At 51.4% G+C, this 19,755-nt stretch carries 16 protein-coding genes; all 16 read left to right on the forward strand.

Annotated elements, in window-relative coordinates; translation table 11 throughout:
- Positions 1–9 precede the first annotated feature (9 nt).
- The gene (locus DBAC_RS16285; protein WP_015775418.1) at positions 10–1,062 is read left to right on the forward strand and encodes a Gfo/Idh/MocA family protein; all 1,053 of its coding nucleotides are present in this window, start codon (positions 10–12) and stop codon (positions 1,060–1,062) included.
- 85 nt (positions 1,063–1,147) lie between these two features.
- Positions 1,148–1,858, forward strand: a complete 711-nt coding sequence (locus DBAC_RS16290) for an acyltransferase (protein WP_015775419.1) — start codon at positions 1,148–1,150, stop codon at positions 1,856–1,858.
- 47 nt (positions 1,859–1,905) lie between these two features.
- A complete protein-coding gene (locus DBAC_RS16295) occupies positions 1,906–3,057 on the forward strand; it encodes a DegT/DnrJ/EryC1/StrS family aminotransferase (protein WP_015775420.1) in 1,152 nt (383 codons plus the stop codon).
- Positions 3,054–3,299 (forward strand): UDP-N-acetyl glucosamine 2-epimerase, encoded by a 246-nt coding sequence (locus DBAC_RS16300; protein ID WP_015775421.1) that lies wholly within the window; start codon positions 3,054–3,056, stop codon positions 3,297–3,299. The genes DBAC_RS16295 and DBAC_RS16300 overlap by 4 nt, the downstream gene beginning before the upstream one ends.
- 241 nt (positions 3,300–3,540) lie before the next feature.
- The gene (locus tag DBAC_RS18565; RefSeq protein ID WP_143890968.1) at positions 3,541–4,815 is read left to right on the forward strand and encodes a lipopolysaccharide biosynthesis protein; all 1,275 of its coding nucleotides are present in this window, start codon (positions 3,541–3,543) and stop codon (positions 4,813–4,815) included.
- A gap of 652 nt (positions 4,816–5,467) precedes the next feature.
- Positions 5,468–6,283: a hypothetical protein gene (locus DBAC_RS19170; protein ID WP_143890970.1), complete on the forward strand. Its 816-nt coding sequence runs from the start codon at positions 5,468–5,470 to the stop codon at positions 6,281–6,283.
- Positions 6,284–6,436: 153 nt separating this feature from the next.
- On the forward strand, positions 6,437–8,452 hold the full coding sequence (gene asnB / locus DBAC_RS16315; protein ID WP_015775424.1) for an asparagine synthase (glutamine-hydrolyzing): 2,016 nt from the start codon (positions 6,437–6,439) through the stop codon (positions 8,450–8,452).
- A 21-nt stretch (positions 8,453–8,473) separates the two neighbouring features.
- On the forward strand, positions 8,474–9,775 hold the full coding sequence (locus DBAC_RS18570; protein WP_015775425.1) for a glycosyltransferase: 1,302 nt from the start codon (positions 8,474–8,476) through the stop codon (positions 9,773–9,775).
- Positions 9,776–9,810: 35 nt separating this feature from the next.
- Positions 9,811–10,500 (forward strand): glycosyltransferase family 2 protein, encoded by a 690-nt coding sequence (locus DBAC_RS16325; RefSeq protein WP_218915581.1) that lies wholly within the window; start codon positions 9,811–9,813, stop codon positions 10,498–10,500.
- A gap of 4 nt (positions 10,501–10,504) precedes the next feature.
- A complete protein-coding gene (locus tag DBAC_RS18575; RefSeq protein WP_015775427.1) occupies positions 10,505–11,251 on the forward strand; it encodes a glycosyltransferase in 747 nt (248 codons plus the stop codon).
- Positions 11,252–11,316: 65 nt separating this feature from the next.
- Positions 11,317–13,431 (forward strand): STT3 domain-containing protein, encoded by a 2,115-nt coding sequence (locus DBAC_RS16340; protein WP_015775428.1) that lies wholly within the window; start codon positions 11,317–11,319, stop codon positions 13,429–13,431.
- Positions 13,432–13,433: 2 nt separating this feature from the next.
- Positions 13,434–14,399, forward strand: a complete 966-nt coding sequence (locus tag DBAC_RS16345; protein WP_015775429.1) for an NAD-dependent epimerase/dehydratase family protein — start codon at positions 13,434–13,436, stop codon at positions 14,397–14,399.
- A gap of 41 nt (positions 14,400–14,440) precedes the next feature.
- Positions 14,441–15,382 carry an MraY family glycosyltransferase gene (locus DBAC_RS18150; RefSeq protein WP_167320951.1) on the forward strand — a complete coding sequence of 314 codons (942 nt, stop codon included), beginning with the start codon at positions 14,441–14,443 and terminating at the stop codon, positions 15,380–15,382.
- The gene (locus DBAC_RS16355) at positions 15,379–17,268 is read left to right on the forward strand and encodes a polysaccharide biosynthesis protein (protein WP_015775431.1); all 1,890 of its coding nucleotides are present in this window, start codon (positions 15,379–15,381) and stop codon (positions 17,266–17,268) included. The genes DBAC_RS18150 and DBAC_RS16355 overlap by 4 nt, the downstream gene beginning before the upstream one ends.
- A 263-nt stretch (positions 17,269–17,531) precedes the next feature.
- Positions 17,532–18,680, forward strand: coding sequence for a GDP-mannose 4,6-dehydratase (gene gmd / locus DBAC_RS16360; RefSeq protein ID WP_043813025.1), 1,149 nt, complete (start codon positions 17,532–17,534; stop codon positions 18,678–18,680).
- An 18-nt stretch (positions 18,681–18,698) separates the two neighbouring features.
- On the forward strand, positions 18,699–19,649 hold the full coding sequence (locus tag DBAC_RS16365; RefSeq protein WP_015775433.1) for a GDP-L-fucose synthase family protein: 951 nt from the start codon (positions 18,699–18,701) through the stop codon (positions 19,647–19,649).
- The last annotated feature ends 106 nt before the right edge of the window (positions 19,650–19,755 follow it).

The following is a 19,755-nucleotide window of genomic DNA, read 5'->3' on the forward strand; positions in this document are numbered from 1 at the left end:
GGTAGAATCATGTTTTCATCAATCAAAGACCGAAAGATAAAAATTGCAATTGTAGGCTGTGGACGGATCTCCGGCAAGCATTTCGAGGCAATTGCCCGACATGGACAGGATTTGGAATTGGTGGCGGTTTGCGACCGGGATCGCGAAGTGCTGGCCCGGATGATCAAGGATCACGGAGTCCATGGCTTTGATCGTCTCGATACGTTGCTGGCCCAGTCCGATGCCGATCTTATCTCCATCTGTACCCCAAGTGGGCTGCATCCGTCCGAGGTCATTCGATGCGCCAAGGCTGGGAAGCATGTGATGACCGAGAAGCCCATGGCCACGCGCTGGGCCGACGGTGTAGCCATGGTCCGCGCTTGCGACGAGGCGCGGGTCCGTTTTTTTGTAGTCAAGCAAAATCGCCGAAATACAACTTTGCAGTTAGTCAAGCGAGCCATAGATGAGAAGCGTTTTGGCCGTATCTACATGGCCCATCTGAACGTGTTCTGGGCTAGGCCACAAGCTTATTACGATCAGGCCAAATGGCGTGGTACCTGGGAATTGGACGGAGGAGCTTTCATGAATCAGGCTAGCCATTACGTTGATTTGCTGGAATGGCTCATCGGTCCGATTGCTGACGTTCAGGCTATGACCGGCACTTTGGCGCGTGACATCGAGGTGGAAGATACCGGGGTCATGAACGTGCGCTGGCGCAACGGAGCCCTCGGGTCCATGGCAGTGACCATGCTGGCTTATCCGAAGAATTATGAAGGATCCCTGACGATTTTGGGTGAAAAGGGTACGGTGCGAGTAGGTGGTGTAGCCGTAAATGAAATACTGACCTGGGATTTTGCCAACTCTTGCAACTACGATGATCAGGTTAGGCAGGCCAGTTATGAGACAACTTCAGTCTATGGGTTCGGCCATCCACTTTACTATAAAAATGTCATCGACACCTTGCGCGGTGTGGCCGAGCCAGAAACCGACGGGCGCGAGGGCTTGAAGAGTCTGGAAGTCATCATTGCCGCCTATCTTTCGGCTCGAGATGGGAAGACGGTTTCGCTTCCTCTTGAATATTGATTGGTTTGTGGATGTTAGTTTTTGGTTTTTGTCCAAAGACAATGGCCAGCGCCCAGACAATCGAACTTAAGATCTAGCATAACATATGGAACAACAAACAACCCAAAACTACTTCGCTCACGAGTCCTGCTACGTCGACAATGGGGCACAGATCGGGCAGGGCACCCGTATCTGGCACTTTTCTCACATTATGCCGGACGCGGTCATCGGTGAGGGCTGCAATCTGGGTCAGAATGTGGTGATCGCCTCCAAGGTGACCATTGGCAACAACGTGAAGATTCAGAACAACGTCTCTGTGTACGGTGGAACGGTCATTGAGGACGACGTTTTTCTTGGGCCTTCCTGCGTGCTGACCAATGTGACCAATCCCCGCTCGCAGGTGAACAGGCAGGCACTCTACGAAACGACGCTGATCCGGCGCGGTGCGACCATCGGGGCCAATGCCACGGTGGTCTGCGGCATCACCATCGGCCGTTACGCCTTTATCGCTGCCGGGAGTGTCATTGCCCGCGATGTGCCGGACTACGCTCTAATAATGGGTGTTCCAGGGAAACAGGTCGGGTGGATGAGTCGGCACGGACACAGGTTGGATAATCCCGACAGCGAAGGGATCATGGTTTGTCCGGAATCCGGGTACCGCTACCAACTTAAATCCGATTTCTCCAGTGAAGATGAAACCGCGAGTGCGGAAACAGGCTCTCGGAATAAGCTTGTTTGCCTTGATCTCGATGAGGAGTCACCGCTCCCTGCCGATAAGGCGATTGGGTCCAAAACTTACGATGAACTAAAAGCCTAAGCTTTTACTGACTGACCAAAAACCAAAATCCAACAACTCAAAGCCAAATGAAAGTCCCTCTTCTCAATCTCAAGGTCCAGTACGAGGCCATCAAGGACGAAATCGACCAAGCCGTGGCCGAGGTCTTCGTTTCTCAGCAGTTCATCAACGGCCCCCAGGTCGTCGAACTGGAAAAGGCCGTGGCCGAATATTCGGGTTGCGCCCACGGAGTAGGCGTGTCTTCAGGGAGCGATGCGCTGCTCATCGCGCTCATGGCGGAAGACATCGGTCCTGGGGATGAAGTCATCACCACCCCGTACACTTTTTTCGCCACAGCCGGAGCCATCGCCCGCGTCGGCGCCAAGCCCGTTTTCGTGGACATCGACCCGGACACGTTCAACATCAATCCGAACCTGATCGAGCAAGCGGTTACGGAACGCACGCGCGCCATCATCCCCGTCCATCTTTTCGGTCAGATGGCCGACATGGACCCGATTATGGACCTTGTCCACTCCCTGAACCAAAAACCAAAAACCAAAAACCAAAAACCAACCATAGTCATAGAAGACGCAGCCCAGGCTATCGGTGCCGAATACAAGGGCCGCCGGGCCGGTTCCATTGGGGATTACGGCACGTTTTCCTTTTTTCCGTCCAAAAACCTCGGCGGAGCGGGAGACGGCGGTTTGGTGGTTTGCCAGGACGCGGAGCGGGCTGAACGTTTGAAGATTCTGCGCAACCACGGTTCCATGCCCAAATATTTCCATAAGTTCATCGGTGGTAATTTCCGGCTCGACACACTGCAGGCGGCGGTGGTTTTGGCCAAGTTGAAATACCTTGATGCGTGGACGGTGGCCAGGCAGGAGCATGCTCGGGTCTATCGTGAGTCGGGTCTGTCGGAGAATAGGATCATGCTCCCCAAGGAGTGCATGGACAGGCATATTTACAATCAGTTCGTCATCCGCTGTCAGGATCGCGATGGACTCAAACGGCATCTGGCCGACAAGGATATCGGCACGGAAGTCTATTACCCTCTTCCGTTGCATCTGCAAGAATGCTTCGCCTACCTAGGATATTCTCAGGGGGCTTTCCCTCAGGCGGAACTGGCGGCCCAAGAGTCTTTGGCTTTACCCATCGATCCGTTACTTTCTGCGGCCATGCTTGAATATGTGGTTTTCACCATCAACCAAAAACCAACAATTAAAAATCAACAACCAGAATGAAACTCTTCACAGTCATCGGCGCCCGTCCGCAGTTCATCAAGGACTCGGCCGTGTCCTGGGCGATCCGGGCAGAGAACGCCCGAGGCGTGGGGCTGCACGAAGTCATTAAACATACCCGCCAGCATTTCGATGTCAATATTTCGAAGTTATTTTTCGAGAAACTGTACATTCCCGAGCCTGATTACATTCTCGGTGTCGCTAGCATGGGTCACGGGAGCATGACTGGGCAAAGGCTTGTGTGAGTCCATGAGCGAGGGCCTGGCCGCGCATGGGGCTTATCTCCTGTCTGTAGCGGCTACAGGGATTTGATCACTAATGCTTGGCAGAAGCTGATCATTACGCTCGAAGCAACCTTTGTTTATGGACATGGCACAACGTTGTAGAAAATTGTAGATAGCCTTCCGTCGGACCTTAGCATTTCAGAAGGGGGTTCAAGTTATGGCTCAAAAGTTAAAATGTGCTTGAGTTGATAAAACAAACAGTGTGACAGATTATTTTCGTATGAAATTAAATTTATTATTTAAATCTGCATCAATATATATAGTGACAGGAGTTGCGAATAGCGCAATTCCTTTTATTCTGCTGCCGATTTTGACAAGAGTTTTGTCTCCATCAGAGTATGGGAAGATTGTAATGTTCTCTAGTGCTTTTGTTGTTATTTCTTCTATTGTATGTCTAAGTGTTCATGGTTCTGTATCTGTGAAGTATTTTGATATAAATATCGATCACCCTCGATATCTAGCGACAAGTTTGATGGTTGTTTTTCCAAGTGCTATGTTTTGTATTTTTTTTATAATTGTTTTTAGCAATCCCTTGTCGCGTTATGTTGGTATTTCACATTGGTGGCTGATTTTTGCTGCATTAGCTTCAGTAGCTCAGTTTATTGTTCAGCTTCGTTTATTAATGTGGCAAGTTTCTCATAATGCTTTCAAATATGGTGTTTTTGTTGTTTCGCAGACGGTCATGAATCTGGCTATTTCTTTATTTTTTGTTCTAGGATTGAGCTACGGGTGGGAAGGTAGGGGAGTTGGAATAGTTTTATCTATGTTTTTATTTGGTATAGTTGCCTTTTTAAGTATGCAAGTGGCAGGAATGCTGCGATGGAAATTTAGTTTCATGTATGCAAAATCGATGCTTAAATTTGGAATCCCGCTTATTCCACATTCAGTAGGTGGCTTGTTGATGTCAATGACTGATAGATTTGCAATTTCTGCATTGATTGGTATTGAAGAGGCTGGTGTGTATGCGGCTGCGATGCAAATAGGGCTGATTGTTTTTGTTGTTTCAGATGCATGTAATAAGTCATTTGCGCCGTGGTTGTTTAGTATTTTAAGTAAAAATGACGAAAGCGAAAAAATTAAAATTGTAAAATATACATATTTTTTATTTTTTGCGATACCTGTGCTGGCATATTTTTTTGGGAAGATCGCACCATGGTTGTTGCAATTCGTGGTTGGCTCACAGTATCAGAGTGGCTCAGGCGCAGTGCTTTTTATAGCCCTTGGAGGAGGATTTGGGGCTATGTATTATCTCGTTGCAAATTACGTGTTTTATGCAGAAAAGACCGGAGCGCTGGCTTGTGTTACCTTGTTTTCTGGGGTGGTTAACGTGGTTCTTGCCATGCTTCTGGTCAAGGCAAACGGTTCTGTCGGTGCTGCCCAGGCCTATATGGCGTCTCAAATAATATGCTTTTTTTTGACATGGATTATTGCAGGTAATGTTTACTCTATGCCATGGAAGTTTTTTATTTGGAAATAGTGTATGCGACGACAGTGAAATATATGATTAATTCTTCTTGTGTTTGTATTTTTAACGCTATTTCGGTTAGTTTGACTTCAGTACAATTTTTTTGTGTAAACTATAAATAATTCAGTCTAAAATTATATATAGTTTTTTTTGATAAATTTCTGTTGTTATAAATCTATTAATAATCACAATTTGAAATTTTATGGATAAATTTATACACTTACGAAAATTATTTACACATAGAGTCCGAAGGTGTGTTAGTATCATTCAAGGGATTGCCTGTCCTGACTCGTATTTGAATCTAAAAAAATGCGACGTATTACTCTTGTGCCACGACGTTAATAGAGGATACATTTATGAAGGGAAAGCTTACTCCCCTCTCATAGATAGTATGAGATATTATTTTGAGAGGGCTGGGCTTTCGTGTAGTTCAATTGCGTCGCCCTATTCGCTTATAACAGAACAATTGGCATTTGGATCTCCTGTCTCAGTAAATAGATCATACTTTGTTGGTCAAGTTCGGTCTAAATTTAATCATTTCATAGGTGCTAAGCTGTCTATGAAGAATGGTGCGTTTAGCTTATGGTTGAAGATTATTAATTGCTGTCGTCCGAAATTAGTAATTGGAATTCAACCCTGTTTGCAACTTTGTCGCGTATGTAAAATGATGAATATCCCTGTATATGACTTGCAGCATGGTGTTATATGCGAAGAAGAGTCGTGGTATAGAGAAAATATTAAGGATGGAATGGATATCAAGGGGTTGCCCAGTGGGTTTCTCTGTTGGGATGCTGCAAGTGCTGGTACGTTAAAAAAATGGGCTTCTCCAAAAGGATGCAAGATATATGCTGTTGGTAATCCATGGGTTAAGCGATTTGTTGAAAAAAACAATGATGATGTTCTTGTAAAAGAAGCAATCAATGATTTTGTTTTTGATAATTGTGGGCGTTTAAATATTTTGATTTCGCTTCAGTGGGGATTGAAGGATCATGGATATAGTTGCTCTAAGAATCAATTTATGCCTGATTGTTTAGAAGAATTAATTAAAAAATATCAGAATTGCTTCAATTGGCTTATTCGGTTGCACCCAGTGCAGACTTGCGGTAAAGAAAAAATATTAGTAAATAAGTATCTCCAGGATAAGTTTGGCGCCTCTAATAATGTGGAGTGGGTTCAAGCTACAAAAACTCCATTGCCTATTTTGCTTAATATTACTGATGCTCATATCACTTTTTGGAGTTCTGTTACAGTTGAAGCTGCTTGGTACGGAATTCAAACTGCTTTGCTTGATCCTGAAATTGCATATTCTGGAAAACGAGCTAATATGTTTGCTTATGAAAGATCAATAAAAGTTGCGCATGTGTTGCCATTGGAAGTTTCAAAAATTGAAAATTGGCTTTTTAATGCTGTTGGCAAGAAAGTTCGAGATAATGCGATAGATTTTAGAGATTTTGATAAATTTATTAACTTTTATCTGTAAGCGCTCACAGGGATTGGATAAGGTGATATGTTCAGAGAGTTTTAGTTGTGGGCTTGATTTGTGTCGATCAAATTCGACGGGGGGGGGTGATGAGGGGTAAGCTTTTTTCCAAGCAAGCCTTGACCTTAGTCTGTTATTTTTCAGAGCGTTAAGATGTGTGGAATTGCCGGTTTTTGTTCGAGTGGTAAACACGAAGTTCGCTACATCAAAGCCATGACTGAGGTCATTCGTCATCGCGGCCCTGATGATGAGGGCGCAGTCGTTTTCGAGGAGATGGGATCCTCTCCATTAGTTTGTAAAGGTGATGACACTCCGACCTCTGCCGAACTAAGCGTGATTCCCTATTCGCCGAAGTTTTTAATAGATAGCGTTATTCAGCGTGGTGTGAAGGTTGCTTTGGGCCACCGCCGCCTGTCTATTCTCGACCTTTCCTCGCTTGGCCATCAACCCATGTGCACGCAAGATGGTCGATATTGGATCGTTTTCAACGGCGAAGTCTACAATTACATTGAGTTAAGAGCTGAACTCGAAAAGCTGGGCCATACCTTCATTTCCCGCACGGACACCGAGGTCATTCTTGCATCGTATGCGCAGTGGGGAGAAGAGTGTCTTTCTCGGTTCAACGGCATGTGGGCATTTTGCATCTACGACAGTCAAGCCAGAACACTGTTCTTGGCACGTGATCGTTTCGGAGTGAAGCCTTTTTACTATTGGACATCGCCGACGGGGCTTTTCGCTTTTGCCTCGGAAATCAAGCAATTCACGGTCCTGCCTGGTTGGCGTGCAATGTTGAACAGCCAGGGGGCCTACGATTTCCTTGTTTTCGGAATCACAGATCATACCGAGGAAACCATGTTCGCCGGCGTATATCAGCTTCGCCCCGGGTATTGCGTGACCCTTTCGGTTGATAACGTGAATGGCTTGTCGCCAGGGAAATCCTTGCCTGCGCGCGCTTGGTACGACCTTCGCCCGAGGCCGTTTGCAGGGCGCTTCGACTGTGCGGTGAGGGAATTTCGCGACCTGTTCGAGCAGTCCATTGCCCTGCGCTTGCGAGCTGATGCTCCAATAGGATCATGTCTTTCCGGAGGATTGGATTCATCCTCCATCGTTTGCGTCCTGAATGACTTGCTGCGCAAACAGGGCGTGCAGGCCCTGCAGAAAACATTTTCGGCTTGTTCGGACGTGGACCGTTTTGATGAGCGCAAATGGATTGATCTTGTTGTTGGTAAAACCAGAGTGGATGCGCACTATGTCTATCCGGCCCCAGACAGCCTGTTTGAAGAATCTCCAGCCATCACTTGGCATCAAGACGAGCCCTTCGGGTCCACAAGTATCTACGCACAGTGGAATGTCTTCAGGCTGGCCGCACAGAACGGTGTCAAGGTCATACTGGACGGGCAGGGGGCGGATGAGCAGTTGTGCGGTTATCACGGTTTTTTTGGGCCTCGACTGGTGACGCTGTTCAGGAATTCGCAATTTAATATTCTGCTTCAGGACCTTGTGGGGATGCACCGTTTGCACGGATATTCTATTGCTGATTCTCTTAAATTCATGCTTCCGTATGTACTTTCAGATAGTTGCACCCAACTGTTGCGCAGAATTGGCGGATATACACATTGCCGCCCGGAATGGCTAAATTACGGACACCTGCAGGCAGAAGCGGTTGACCCGTTTCAGAAACTCGGCGCACGGGAGGGGAACATTGCGGAACACTCACGGGCTCAGTTGCTTAGCTCCAACCTGCAAATGCTGTTACACTGGGAAGACAGGGATTCAATGGCCCATTCAATCGAGTCCAGAGTGCCGTTTTTGGATTATCGGTTGGTTGAGTTTGTCTTGGGATTGCCTGATGAATTCAAGGTTGCAGGCGGAATGACCAAGCTGGTGTTGCGTGAGTCAATGCGCGAGGTGCTTCCGGAAGAAATTCGCACAAGGGTAGACAAACTGGGGTTTGTCACTCCAGAAGAGGTCTGGGTGCGTGAGATTATGCCTGATATGTTTCAGAGTAAGATCGAGCAAACTTTGGCTGTGGCTGGAAAGTGCTTTAATCACGAATCTGTCAGGTCGGAGTTTGCCAAGATCAGGTGTGGCAAAAAAAACTTCAGTTTCTGGCCGTGGAGAGTAGTCAATTTTGGGGAATGGGTACAGCGTTTTGGGGTAATCAGCTGAAGGCAATTTTGGGAGCAATGTTTGAAAATCCTAATAGTCTCATCTTTCTTCCCACCTCAGAATTCAATCGCCTCTCTGCGTCCATATTCTTGGGCTAAATACTGGTCAAGGAGTGGGCATGATGTGACCGTACTGACCGTCAGCAAGCCTGCTCGTGATGAGGACTCGCCGTTACCTTTCGATGGTTTTAAGGTTGTTGAACTGCCAATTCCATTTTTTTCGTCGCTACAAAAAAAAGTTGCTCAGGAAACTGTGCCGATTCAAAGTAAAAACTCTAATACGAATGCGAAGAATTTGAAAAGTAAGGTGTGGCATTGGTGCGTTACGCGCTTTGCTACAATCCAGAAAAGGTACGGCTGTTTTAGTGGTTGTCGCATGCCAGATTGGCGCGATCTTTGGGTGCCGTCAGCGCTGAAATATGCGCGCAGTGAGCGTTGGGATCTAGTTGTCAGTTCTGCAGGGCCTTATTCTGTTCATTATGTAGCCTACAAACTCCGGCTTTGCGGTTTAGCTGATAAATGGATTGCAGATTGGCGCGATCTTTGGACAGACAATCACATCTACCCCGGACTCCCTTTTTTTCGCTCTGCTGAAGCTTTTCTTGAGCGTAGATGGTGTTTATCTGCAGATGTTATTACAACGGTTTCTGAGCCTCTTGCTGATTTGCTGCGGGGTAAATATGGAAGCAAAGTACGCGTTGTTTATAATGGTTTTGACCAAGATGAATATGAAGATTTGCCTTCTGGTCGCTTTTTTCCCGATGATAATATGTTCCGAATTGTCTATACAGGATCGATATACGAGGATAAGCAGAATCCAGTGCCGTTGTTTGAGGCAATTGCAAGAATATATACTAACAATCCAAGCATCGTAAGTTCATTGCGTGTGCTGTTTGTCGGTCATAATGCGAACGCTAAAAATTTAGCAGATAGCATGGGTGTTGGCGGTTTTGTGGAGTATCAGGGATTTGTCACAAGGTCTGTTGCCTTGCAAATGCAAAGAGATGCGGATTGTCTGTTATTTCTTGATTTTGACCCTTCTCAATTTCGTGGAGTGTTAACAGGTAAAATTTTTGAATATTTAGTTGCGGGCCCTCCGATAATTTCGATAGGATTTGGATCCGACCCTGTCGTAAATGATGTGATTCTGGATGAGCAGAGAGGTTTTGTTCTGGGGAACGATGTGGCAAAGATCCAAGACTGTCTTTTGAGCATGATTGAAGGACGCAGCAAAAACTATACAAAAAATAATTGCATTTTTAATGTTCAAAGATACTCTCGGTTCAGTATGGCGGAGAGAATGCTCAAGTTTGTTAGTGAATGAGGGGTGATGGTTTTAATGCTATGATTTCTGTGTGCATGGCAACATATAATGGTGAGAAGTACATTCATTGTCAGATTGCTTCAATATTGAAGCAGCTTGCTTCTGATGATGAGCTGATTATCTCTGATGATGGCTCCTCCGATGGGACGCTCAGTATCATTGAAGGGTTTTGTGATAGTCGCATCTCTTCAATATGCAATGTTGGAGCTCCAGGCCTTCTCTTCAATATTGAGAATGCTTTGCGCCTTGCACAGGGAAAGTATGTATTTTTAGCTGATCAAGATGATGTGTGGCTTCCTGGTCGGATAGCAGAAATGACGTCAGCATTGCATGAGTTTGATGTCGTTGTTTCTGATGCGATAGTTACAGACCAGTATTTAACGGTTACTCATCCGTCCTTGTTTCAGTTGTTGGGTTCTGGGTCTGGAATAATTAAAAATTTGATAAAGAATACGTATGTCGGATGTTGCATGGCGTTCAGGAAAACAGTGCTGGAAGCGGCACTCCCTTTTCCGCAAGATACTCCGATGCATGATTGGTGGATAGGGATGATAGGAGAATTGAATTTTTCGATATGCTTCTTGCGCCGACCATTGTTATATTATCGACGCCACGATGCAAACTTGTCATGTACTGTTTTTGGATCGAAATACGCAATTAAACAAAAGTTTGTGTGGCGATATGTTATGAGTAAAAATTTGATTCGAAGACAACTGGAATTTTGATGATATGAATTGTGCGTGTACAGTTTCTATTATCAGTCACAATCAGGCTGCACTTGTCGTGAATCTGGTTGATGATCTACAAGCATTCTGTGGGCCGTATGTTGATGAGGTAATTGTTACAATCAATATTGCCGAGGAAGTTCGTCTTGATGTCTCCCAATACGATTTCCCGATTCGCGTTCTGCGCAATCTTGCACCAAAAGGATTCGGAGCGAATCACAATGCGGCATTTCTGGTTTCTTCGTCCGATTTTTTTTGCATTCTCAACCCTGACATCCGCCTGACTCAAAATCCCTTTCCGACTCTGCTCGAGTTTGCCAGTCTATCAGAGGTCGGGGTTGTAGCGCCACGGGTGGTCAACAATTCCGGCCAACGGGAAGACAGCGAGCGCAGATTTCCCACTCCTTGGGAGCTCATGAAGAAGATTGCTGGTGGAAAGTCCGCCGTCTGGTCCGACGCGTATCCTGTTTCAAGCCCCGACTGGATTGCCGGCATGTTCATGCTTTTTCCGCGATCGGTATTTGAAAAACTTCACGGCTTTGATGAGCGTTATTTTCTCTACTACGAAGATGTCGACCTCTGCGCCCGTCTCGCCCTGGCCGGGTATAAACGGCTTGTCTGTTCGGACGTTACTGTCGTACATGATGCCCGCCGCAGCAGCCATGGGAATCTCCGCTATGCGGCCATGCATCTTAAAAGCATATTCCGTTTCTTTTTTTCCGACGTGTATCGTCGGGTCCGAAAACTATGACCGTACTGTTATATTGAGATAATATTGTCGTATTCGCAACCATCACGTTCCTTCAAGGCGACATCATGACCTCTTCATCCCGTTTTTCTCTTTCCTTGACCGGTGAATTCTGGCTGGCTTGTTTGCTGGTTGTGTTTACTACCGTCTCAATCCGTCTCACCGAGTTGTCGCTTTGGCTCAATGAGGCTTTTTTGGTGGATGGCGAGCACCTCATGGCCACGCATGACGCATACGTGTGGCTGTCCGGGGTGAAAGGCATTGGCAATTTCATACATGATCCGTTCACTCGAATTTTGAGCCTTCTTCATAATGTTTCCGGCATCTCCTTGGCCACCATCGGCTTCTGGTCGCCGATCATTTTCATTCCACTCCTTGCGATCCCTGTTTGTCTGTTAGCCCGGTTTTTGCGATTGCCTGAAGGCGGGCTGGTTTTTGGCATTCTGGCTACCGCCGGTTTGGGTTTTTTGGTTCGCACCCGCCTGGGGTTCTGTGATACCGACATCGTCAATCTCATTTTTCCCGTGGCCATGGTCAGCACCTTTGCTCTTTGGCTCGATGGAATGGGGGCTGAGAATCAGACGGCGGATACGTCGCGTGCGCGCAAGCAGATGGGTTGGGCTTTGCTTGTGGGCGTGCTGGGGAAGATGTCGGTTTATGTATATCCTGGCAGTTCGAGCATTCTTCTGCCCGCGTTCGGGTTGGCGGTTCTGATTGGCTTCTGGCGGGCGCATCGCGAAGACCGCTTCTTGTTGGGCAATGGCCTCTTACTTATTTTTGCCGTGCTTTTTGCCGGCTGGCAGGGAGGTGTATTGGTCGGGGCCTGGGTGGCGTGGGTGCTGTTCAAAAAGGACGTGCCCGCAGCGGTTCAGTTTGGCGGAATGGCGGCTCTTTTCGTAGTTGTGGTATTTCTGGGGAATTTTTGGGAAATAATTCAAGCGCTCGTCTACCGCCTCTATCTGTACACCAAGGTCGGAACGCCGGACATGATTAGCAACGCGACGGGCCTCAAGCTACCTGACATCGCCCAAAGCGTGCGCGAGGCTCAAAATCTCGACTGGAGCCAGATCGGCCCACGCCTGGGCGGAAATTGGGTCATTTTTATTCTAGGCATGCTCGGGTTTGGCTTTGTGACTTGGCGTCGTCCCGCGCTCCTCGTTTTTTTGCCATTTCTGGCTCTGGGCCTGGCCAGCGTGAAGTTCGGCAATCGCTTCGCCATGTACGGCACCGTCGGCGTCGGCGTGGGGCTCGGTTTGGGGTTGAGCGAATTCCTGAAAATGTTCGGCCAGAGTCAGGGCCGGCGCTGGATTGCGCAGCTGGTCATGGCCTGCGTGGCCTTGTGGCCTTCCGCCGTGTTCATGCAGGAGGTGGGGCCGGTCCCGGTGCTGCCACGGACCTATGCCGAGACGTTCGTGGAGCTGCGAAATGCGACCGAGGAGGACGCTCTGCTCTGGCAATGGTGGGACTATGGCTATGCCGGTCAGTACTACGCCGAGCGGGTGACATTCGGAGACGGGTCGCGGCAGTCCGGGCCATGGCTCTACCCGTTGGCCCGCGTGCATTGCGCGTCTTCGCCTCGTGAAGCGGCTCAGCTCATGCGCTATTTCGGGCAGGCCATGCTCGACAATGGGACCAGCATTTCAACCGATGTTCGCACAGCCATGTTCAAAGGCAACCCTGTAACTGAACTCCGCGAAATGGATCTGGATCAGGCGCAACAGTTCTTGTCCGATCTTGCCGTGGACGGGCAGAATTGGCCCACTACCGTGCCCAATTATTTTGTAGTGTCCTGGGAAAACCTGCGTCTGGCATCCTGGATCAGCTACTACGGAAATTGGGACATTGCCTCGGGCAGCAGTTCTCCGGGCAAGATCCAGCAGGTGCGCGGGGAGGTTCGGCTTGATTCGGCGGGGGGTATGCTGGTGGTCAATGGCAAGTCGACTCCCGTTGACTCCATGGACGTGGTGGAGGCCGAGGGCGTTCGGAATTTCGAGTGGCCCCACGGTACGGGTACGCATGTGGTCATCAACCAGATGTCGCGACAGGTGTTTCTGATGGACGCCAAGATGTACCGGACCATGATGGTGCAGATGCTGCTTCGCCCGGCCACGGATTTCGAGGGCGATTTTACGCTGGTCGTTGATAATTTTCCGTGGGCTCGGGCGTACAAGGTGCGGCAGTAAATATGGGATTTCCGCAGAAGCGTTCTCTGGTCACCGGCGCGTCGGGGTTTATCGGTCGCGCCTTGTGCCGGGAGCTGACGGGGAAGGGCTGGGATGTCACGGCCATGCTGCGCAGGCCGCAGGCCGGGCCGTGGCGGCATGTGCTGGAGGGTAATCTGGGCCGGGGCGAGGTTGATCCTCAAAACCTCGAAGGAGTGGACACGATCTTTCATCTGGCGGGCAAGGCGCATACACGTGCCAGAAACGCTGCCGAAAATGCTGAATACGAAGCCGTGCATGTGCACGGCACGCGGTCACTGCTTCGCGCCGCCAAGCAGGCTGGCGTGCGCGCATGCGTGCTGCTCAGTTCGGTCAAGGCCATGGGTGAGGGTGGGGAAGAAGTTTGGGATGAGTCCACGACATGTTCTCCGCAGAATCCCTACGGCGTCACCAAGCTGGCGGCTGAAAGCATCGTGCTCGAAGAGCTCCCGTTATCCTGCCCGGTGGTCTTGCGGCCCACGCTTGTTTACGGCGTCGGGAGTAAGGGCAATCTTGACCTGATGATTCGCGCGGTGCGCAAGGGCTTCTTTCCGGCCATTACATTTCCTCCTAACAGCCGCTCCATGATTCATGTGCAGGACGTCGTGCAGGCCTGCCTGCTGGCGGCGACGCATCCTGCGGCATGTGGGCAGGTGTTCATCCTGACCGATGGCGGGGAGTATTCAACCAATGAGGTGCTGGCCTGGATTCATGAGGCCCTGGGCAAAAAGCCCGGACTGTCTGTTCCATACGGCCTGCTGCGGGTTGGGGCGCGTCTTGGGGACGTGCTGGAACGCCTTGGGATGCACGCCCCGCTTAACACTGACAGGCTGAGCAAGCTGGCGGGTTCCGCGCGGTATTCCAACGCCAAAATCCTCCGCGAATTGGGCTTTGACCCTGCCTGGGACCTGCGGAGGGGCATTCATGAGATGGTCGAAGGCTTGAGGTGACAATGACGGGTGCGGCATTGTATTTTTTGACGGGGCTATTGTTGAGCATACCGTGCTGTATCCTGGTTCCCCGTTACTTGACCCGTGCCGGTTTTCTGGACCTGCCCGGAGAGCGCAGTTCCCACGTCCGGCCTACCCCCAAGGGTGGCGGCGTGGGACTGGTCGTGGCCTTTGTTTGGGTTGCCGTCGTCATCGGGCTGCCCCTGTTTTTCTGGCTGCCGCTTCTGGCCTTGGCGATTTTGAGTTTCGTCAATGACCTTCGCAGCCTCTCCGCCGGAGTGCGCCTTGCCGCGCAGTTCATGGCCGCGCTTCTCGTTTTGGGCGGGGCTCTATGGGCGGGGCATATTTCGTGGCCCGCATTCCTGATCCTGCCGGCCCTTTTCTTCGTGGTAGCCACGACCAACTGCTACAACTTCATGGACGGGATCAACGGCCTGGCCGGCATCACCGCCGTGGTCGCTTTTGCCTGCCTGCTTGTTTTTGGCGGTGCGGCCGAAACCCCGTTGTTCTATCCAATCGTGGCGGTCATGGGCGCGCTGCTAGGCTTCCTGCCTTTCAATCTGCCCCGGGCCAGGCTGTTCATGGGGGACGTGGGCAGCATCTTTTTGGGCTTTCTGTTCGCCTTGTCCGTCTGCCTGTTGGCCGGATCATGGACCGAGTTCCTGGTTTTTGCCTCTTTTCTCTTCCCTTTTTATGCCGACGAGGCCGTGACAGTGGTTGAGCGCTTGTGGCGCGGGGAATCGCTGCTTGCCCCGCACCGCAGGCACCTGTATCAATTTCTGGCCAACGAGCGCGGCGTTGCCCATTGGAAGGTCACCGCCTTGTACGCAGTAATCCAGATTTTTGTGGCGCTGCTGGTGGTTGCGGCAGGAAGGCATGGCGCTTGGCATGTGCTTGGCATCGATGCCGCCGCCTTTGGCCTGTGGGCCTGGACGCATTATTCATTGAAACGTCGATATGTTGTGGATCAAGGTGCCCGATGAAAGTGCCCCGGCTGCTGGCGAATAAAAACCTCTACCTCATGCTCCTCGGCGAGAGCGGTCTCTTTGCCATGGCTCTGGTCATGGCTTTTTTGCTGCGTTTCGAGTTTGACATCCCGGCGGATTTTTTCCGGCAGATGGTAGGGCTTTTGCCGGTGGCCGTGGCTCTCAAAGTGGTCTTCTTCTGGGTCTGCGGGCTGTATCGGGGCATGTGGCGCTATACCGGCCTGGCCGATCTGTGGAAGATCGGGCGCGCGGTGTTCATGGCTGAGGTGGCGCTGATCATCTACGTCGCGTTTACGTCGCATTTTCAGGGCTATCCGCGCTCCGTGTTTATCCTGGATCCGTTGCTGGCCTTTGTTTTTGCTTGCGGAGCCCGGGTGCTGATCCGTTCCCTGTATGAGACTTCCGCGCAGCCGAAAGACTGGCTGTTTGCGCTGCTACCTGAAAGGTTCTGCGCTCCCGCCTCCGGGATACGGGCGCTCATTGTCGGGGCTGACGCGGATGGCGCGCGCATCGCCAAGGAAATTTTGGATGTCCGCGATTCCGGACTGCATCTGGTGGGTTTTGTTGATGACGACCCCGCCCGCATCGGGCGCAATATCCATGGCCTGCCCGTATATGGGCCGCTGGCGGCGCTGGTGAGCGTGGCCCAGATGACCCGCGCCGAGGAAATTTTGGTCAGCGCGGGCCAAGCGGGTGGCCATCTGCGCGAGATCGTGGATGCCTGCGAGTCCGCCCAGCTCGGCATCAAGAAACTGCCCGCCCTGGCCGACATCGCCAGCGGCAAGGTCTCGGTCAAGGCCCTGCGCGACGTGCGCTACGAGGATCTGTTGGGGCGAGAGGAAGTGCACCTGGACGAGGCCGGGATCAAGGGCTACCTCGCGGACAAGGTGGTGCTGGTCACCGGGGCCGGGGGCTCCATCGGTTCGGAGCTCTGCCGCCAGATCATCCGCTTTGGTCCGCGCCTGCTCGTCCTGTTCGATGCCGGTGAGGAGAATCTGTACTCCATCGAGATGGAACTCCTGCATCAGCACGGGTTCACGCGCTACGTCACGGTGCTGGGGCAGGTGCAGGACGCGGCCCTGGTGGACGCGGTTTTCGCGGCCCGGCAGCCGCATGTCGTGTTCCATGCCGCGGCCTACAAGCATGTGCCCATGCTCGAAGGCAACCCCTGGCAGGCCGTGACCAACAATATCGTCGGCTCGCGCACGGTCATGGAGGCTTCGGTCAGGCATGGCGCAGGGCGTTTCGTGCTTGTGTCCACGGACAAGGCTGTGCGTCCGACGAATGTCATGGGCGCGTCCAAGCGCGTGGCGGAGCTGCTCATGCATGGCTTCCAGGGCGGGGAGACGACGTTCATGGCCGTGCGCTTCGGCAATGTGCTCGGCTCGTCGGGCTCGGTCATCCCGCTCTTTCGCAGCCAGATCGAACGAGGCGGGCCGGTCACTGTCACTCACCCCGAAGTGACCCGCTATTTCATGACCATCCCGGAAGCGGCCCAGCTCATCGTCCAGGCCGGAGCCCTGGGACGGGGCGGGGAAATTTTCGTACTCAAAATGGGCCAGCCCGTACGCATCGCCGACCTAGCCAGGGACCTTATCATCCTGTCAGGTAAGGATCCGGCCGAAATTGAAGTGAAGTTCACGGGCCTGCGGCCGGGGGAGAAGCTTTACGAGGAGCTAATCACCGCAGGAGAGGGCGTGCTGGAAACCGGGCATGAGAAGATCATGGTGTTGCGCTCCGAAAAAACTCAGATAGAAAACGATGAAAAATTAGTGACCCTGCTAGAGGCTGCGCGGTTTTTTGAAGCTGAGGGGGTCAGACGGGGGCTTCAGGATTTGGTACCAGAATATACTCCCGTAAGTAATGCGGCCGAGGTGCATTGAACCAGGCGAAGCGCTCACGGGTATTTCATGAAATTTTGCGTAGTACATGCCAAAGCAGGGCGGTGGGGTGGCGAAGCTTGTCATACGTACCAATAAGGGTTTGACGCGAGCGAGCTCCCGTGGTTAACGGCTTTGCGCAAGGCCGAGATGGAATTGGTCGTTTCGAGACCGTTTGCGTCCTGCCAGAGCGGTTTTTGAACGGTCTGGGCCTCATCTTTATGATAAAAGATTTTTAACAACATGAATTTTCAGACGGTGTTATGATGAAAAAAGCTTTAATAACGGGAATTACGGGTCAGGATGGGGCGTATCTGGCCGAATTTCTGATCAAGAAGGGATACGAAGTCCATGGCGTGAAGCGCCGGTCTTCGTTGTTCAATACCGATCGCATAGATCATCTCTACGAAGACCCGCATGTGGATAACCGCAAGCTGGTTCTTCATTACGGCGACCTGACGGATTCCACGAATCTGATCCGGATTATTCAGGAAGTTCAGCCTGATGAGATCTACAATCTCGCCGCTCAGAGTCATGTACAAGTTTCTTTTGACTCCCCTGAGTACACCGCCAACACGGATGCCCTGGGGACGCTGCGCGTTCTGGAGGCCATCAGGATTTTGGGCCTGGACAAGAAGACCCGGTTTTACCAGGCGTCCACGTCCGAGCTGTACGGTCTGGTGCAGGAAATTCCGCAGACCGAAAAGACGCCTTTTTACCCCAGATCTCCGTACGCCTGCGCAAAGCTGTATGCATACTGGATCACGGTCAATTATCGTGAAGCGTACGGCATTTACGGCTGTAACGGCATTCTGTTCAACCACGAATCCCCGATGCGCGGAGAAACCTTCGTTACTCGCAAGATCACGCGTGCTCTGGCCCGGATCGTACTCGGGTTGCAGGACAAGGTGTTTCTTGGGAATATGAACGCCAAGCGCGACTGGGGACATGCCAAGGATTATGTGGAGATGCAGTGGCTGATGCTGCAGCAGGATACGCCCCGGGATTATGTCATTGCCACGGGGCGTCAGTTCTCGGTGCGGGATTTCGTGACTATCGCGGCTGCGGAACTTGGAGTGCACCTTGAATGGCGGGGCGAAGGGGTGGACGAGAAGGCCGTGATTTCAGCGGTGGATGAAGCCGTTCTGCGGTCCCATCATGTCGGGAGATGCCCTTTGGACACTCTGCCTCGGGTTGGAAGCGTGATCGTCGAGGTCGACCCCCGCTACTTCCGCCCGACCGAAGTGGAAACCTTGCTGGGGGATCCGTCGCAAGCCAAGCGTGAACTGGGCTGGGAGCCTAAGATTTCATTCGAAGAGATGGTCAAGGAAATGGTTGTCGAAGACCTTTCCCTTGCTGCCAAGGATAAAGTCTGCCGAGACAATGGGTTCAAGGTTTATGACTACAATGAATAGCCGGTGCTTCGGGAAATGATGGAAAGAGAAAGCAAAATCTACGTCGCCGGCCATCGTGGACTGGTGGGAAGCGCCATTTGCCGAAGACTGGAAAAGGACGGGTTTGGCAATATTCTGAAGCGGACAAGTTCAGAGCTTGATTTGCGCAATCAGCAGGCCGTCGAAGATTTTTTTGCGGCAGAGAAGCCGGAGTACGTATTTCTGGCCGCGGCCAAGGTCGGAGGCATTCACGCCAACGACACCTACCCGGCGGATTTCATCCGCGACAATCTTCAGATTCAGACCAACGTGATCGACGCCGCCTACAGACACGGGGCCAGGAAGCTCCTTTTCCTGGGCTCGTCGTGCATTTATCCGAAGCTGTGCCCGCAGCCGATCAAGGAAGAGTATTTGCTGACCGGCCCCCTTGAAGCCACAAATCGCCCCTACGCCGTTGCCAAGATCGCCGGTATTGAGATGTGCTGGGCTTACAACCGCCAGTACGGCACCAGATATCTGGCCGTCATGCCCACCAACCTTTACGGCCCGGGCGATAACTACGACCTGCATGCCAGCCACGTCCTGCCCGCCCTGATCCGCAAGGCCCATGAGGCCAAAGTGCGGGGGGACAGGAGCTTCATGGTCTGGGGCACGGGCACGCCGCGTCGCGAATTCCTCTACAGCGACGACCTGGCCGACGCCTGCGTGTTCCTGATGGCCGAGGCCGGGAAGACCGACGCGATGTTCGGCGACCACGAACCGCCCCTGATCAATATCGGTTGTGGCGAGGATGTGACCATTGCCGAGCTGGCGGGCATGGTGGCAGAGGTTGTGGGTTTTGAGGGAGAGGTTGAGTTTGATTCGAGCAAGCCGGATGGAACGCCGCAGAAACTTCTTGATGTGTCGAGAATGAGGGGCATTGGTTGGCGACCGAATGTCGCATTGCCGGTGGGGATCGGGCTCGCGTACAAGGATTTTCAGGAAATTTGAGTAGAGTCGGGTGCTCGGAGACTTGGTTGCGAGACTATTTTTCGCAGGCAAGGACAATGAGAGAGAATGGTGAAGGATATTCTCGTGGCGCTTAACCGCCAGGGTT

This window comes from Desulfomicrobium baculatum DSM 4028 (assembly GCF_000023225.1).
Taxonomy (GTDB): domain Bacteria; phylum Desulfobacterota; class Desulfovibrionia; order Desulfovibrionales; family Desulfomicrobiaceae; genus Desulfomicrobium; species Desulfomicrobium baculatum.